2 protein-coding genes are annotated in these 2,507 nt (G+C 31.6%); both read right to left on the bottom strand.

Annotated features, from left to right (window positions below; translation table 11 throughout):
* Positions 1 to 265: 265 nt before the first annotated feature.
* On the bottom strand, positions 266 to 1,249 hold the full coding sequence (locus VDP25_RS17495) for a type I restriction enzyme HsdR N-terminal domain-containing protein (RefSeq protein ID WP_334471909.1): 984 nt from the start codon (positions 1,247 to 1,249) through the stop codon (positions 266 to 268).
* A 216-nt stretch (positions 1,250 to 1,465) separates the two neighbouring features.
* The gene (locus VDP25_RS17500) at positions 1,466 to 2,365 is read right to left on the bottom strand and encodes a VOC family protein (RefSeq protein ID WP_334471911.1); all 900 of its coding nucleotides are present in this window, start codon (positions 2,363 to 2,365) and stop codon (positions 1,466 to 1,468) included.
* Positions 2,366 to 2,507: the final 142 nt, after the last annotated feature.

A 2,507-nucleotide genomic window follows, 5' to 3' on the forward strand; every position in this document is an offset into this window, starting at 1 on the left:
TTTTTTTCATTCAGTTTAGATTATTTTCAAATCTATTCTTTGTTTAGTAATTCCGAAACTCTAAATGAGTGAGCGATGATTTTCAATTAGTTAACGATTCTCTTAAATGTTTGCCAACGGTTTTGTATAAGATTAGTTGCGTTGTTTAAGCAATTAATTTAGCAAATACAAACCGAATAGAAAATCCGCGAGGATTTTCGTAAGTAGGCTAGAACCAAGCAATTAATTTTATACGTTGTTGGCAACTGGCTTTTCTTTCCGATTTCTATTTGTCAATCGAAACTAAAACTTTTTCAATTCCGAGTTTTTGCCATTTTCCATTTCTGAATTCTGGTCTTGACCTTAAATTTCCTAAAACTCCCGAAGTTTCTTTAAATCTGTTAGCATTCCAAACTTTTTGTTTAGAAGTTCCATTTTTATAAAAAGTCGTTATATAAGCTGTTTTTGTCAATAAAAGTCTGCGTTTAAAGTCCGATTCTAGTGACGGTTTCAATTCGATTGGTAAAATACCATTTGAATAATCAACTATTCTTTGTTCTGTGAACTGACTTTTTGGAAACTCCGTTTGAGTAATTTCAGCGTTTTTATTTTTTATCTCAATTTTCAGTTCTTTCAGTACTGATTCAATTAGTTCTCCATCATATTCACTTAAAAAGTCTTGCTTAATTAATTCCGAAATTTTTTCTTGGTAATTTTCAGATAGTATTTTTTCTGTCAGTTTTTTGTGGTCTTCTTTTCGGTTTATTTTTTTTAGAGAGTTAAGCGTGAACGATTTTAATAATTCTGTACTGTAACTTTCTTTACTGAATAGCTCAACAAATTTTTCTCCTTTTTCATTATCTGCTTTAAATTGGATGGTTTCGAGTAAAATTGGGTCATCTTGATTTATTAGATTTCCATCATAAAAGATTTGAATTCCTTGTCCAATTAAAATTCCGTATTCGAGTTTTAATTGTCGCATATAGGAAAACAACTGACGCTGAAAATTTGAATTTATTGGAATGCTCGGAAGTTTAATTTCAATCACGAATAATCTCTTATCTTCGGATTTAATAATAAAGTCAGGTCTTAATTTATTTACAGAACCAAATTGAAGTGAATGTTCTTTTTCGATTTCGCCTTTATATTCTTTCCAGTCTAAAATTCTCAAAGCTTGGATAACTTTTTGTCCAAAATCGGTTTCGCTTAAATCTGTCGGTAGGTTTTCAGACAGTAAATACGCTATTTCATTCCATTTCTCTTTGTTCATTCTCGGTTTTTTTAGCTTGTTGCCAACGGTTTTGTGTATGATTTCGTTGCGTGTTTCAGCACTAAAGTTAGCAAATAAATCACAGATAGAAAGTCCGCGAGGACTTTCGTAAGTAGGCTATAACTAGCAATGAATTATACACGGTGTTAGCACCAGTTTTTTAATCATTTATATAATCTGTTGTTCATTTAATGAAAAGTGTAGTCTTTAGTATTTTCAACGCCAAATACCTTCAGGAATTGGTTTTTCCTCTACTATTTCTACTAACAGACTGTCAGGACCTCTAACAAAAAAACTTTTCATTCCGTGAATAGAGTCAATTTTTATATTATGAACAATATCTAGTCCATCAGATTTCATTTTATTCATTAGAAACTCAATATTTTCAGTTGAAAAACCAATATGATCGATTGAGCTACCATCTGTTGGTTTAATTTCTTCATTAGTCCGCCACGATTCTTCCTCAACTGGTTTGCCAAACACAATTATATTAATATTATTGACGGTCAATAAATTCCATTTCCATCGAAGCTCGTTATTCTGCCATTGCTTCGCTTCTTTATATACTGGAAGGAATCCTAGATTGGATTCAAACCAGTTCATAGTTTTATCAACATCAGATGATAGTAAGTGGATATGTTCAAACCTATGATTTTTGTTTCCAGTATAAACTTCTATGACTTCTTTTTCTGGGCCAAGAAAGTACATCCAAAAATTATCACCAAGAGGTGTAATGTTGGTATGAACCGCTATTCCCTCATTGACTCTCCAGTCAAATTCAGATTGACCATCCACACCTGACCAACCAATATGCCATAAACTTGAACCTAAATGTGTTGATGGTGCAGTATCGACAAGGTTCATTAATAAAAACGATTTTTCCGTAAAAAGAGCATCCACTCGCTCTCGATATTTTATTTGAGTCGCACCAAAGTATTTTTGATAATACGCAATAGTTGAATCTCTGTCTGTAACATTTAGATGGATATGATGAAAATTTACTTTACTTAATTTTTCAGTCTCTTCGGATTTTTCAGGTAGCTGTTTACATCCAACAAATTGAAATATTAGAGTAGCGAAGACAATTAAGGTAGTTCTATATTTTATGTCATTCAAATTATTCATTTTTTCAAATTGGTGCTAACGGTGCGCGTATATGAAAAGTAGCGTCTTGATGATCAACTGCTTTTCGGATTTAAATATCTTCTATAAAGAAACGAAAAATAAATGATATCAATGTCTCAGCTATTTTTTATAT

The sequence above is a fragment of the Winogradskyella sp. ECml5-4 genome (assembly GCF_036903175.1).
Lineage (GTDB): Bacteria > Bacteroidota > Bacteroidia > Flavobacteriales > Flavobacteriaceae > Winogradskyella > Winogradskyella damuponensis.

Bases quoted from the DNA above. Each gene is read 5' to 3' on its own strand.
- VDP25_RS17495 (WP_334471909.1), bottom strand. From the start codon at position 1,249: ATGAACAAAGAGAAATGGAATGAAATAGCGTATTTACTGTCTGAAAAC.